At 68.3% G+C, this 851-nt stretch carries 1 protein-coding gene; it reads right to left on the reverse strand.

Translation table 11 applies throughout. The annotated features are described in order from the left end of the window. The coding region (locus tag NW818_RS13730) for a hypothetical protein (RefSeq protein ID WP_414424869.1) at nt 1–851 on the reverse strand (851 nt) is incomplete at both ends.

The raw sequence follows: 851 nt of genomic DNA on the forward strand, positions 1-851 counted from the left end.
CCCGCGCGCTCCCCACGTTCAGCCAGGCGTTCCCCGGCAGCGCGTCGCAACTGTTCGCCGCCGTCCCAACGCACACCTCGTAGCTGGCCGCCCCACTCGCCGCGAACCAGCGCAGCGCCAGCGTCGCCGTCGGCAGGTTGAACGCCCCGTTCAGCGGCGCGTCCTTGCTGAACCCGCCCGGCCCGCTCACCGACGCCGTCGTGAACTGGAACTCCACCCCGTTGTCCGCCAGCGTGCGGGTTGCCAGCACGTCGTTGTACGCCCGCACCTGCCACCAATACGTGCTCGCCGGCGCCAGCGTGGCGCTGAACGGCAACTGGCTAAGATACCGGCTCGTGACGTTGCCCACGTCCTGGAAGCCCCCGCCCGACAGGTCGCACGTGTTTGGATTCGTCCCCAGACAAATCTCGTAGCCTGTAGTGTTGCTTGCCGCCGTCCACGCCAGCAGCACCGCCGCCGTGTCCGTCGGCACGCCGATCGCCCCGTTGGCCGGCCCCGTCTTCTGGAACGCCCCTGGTATGGGTAAGTTCTTTGTGTCGAAGCTCCACCAGACCCCGTTGTTCGCTGGCGTACACCCGCCCGCGTTGCACGCGCTGATCTGCCAGAAATACGTCGTCGCGTAGTCCAGCCCCGTCAGCGCGTAGCCCGTCGCGTTCGCCGTCGTCGTCACGTTGACGAACGTGCACACACCCGGGCTCAGCCCGACGCACACCTGGTAATACGTCTCATCCGGCGTGTCCTGCCAAGTCAGGTTGACGCCCACCGGCTGCCCGGTCGCCCCGTTCGCCGGCGCATACTTCGTGAACGCCTGCGGCGCGTTCGGCACGGTCGTCAGCGGCCACCAGGCGTTG

It is taken from the genome of Synechococcus sp. R6-5 (genome assembly GCF_047461775.1).
In the GTDB taxonomy this organism is placed as follows: domain Bacteria; phylum Cyanobacteriota; class Cyanobacteriia; order Thermostichales; family Thermostichaceae; genus Thermostichus.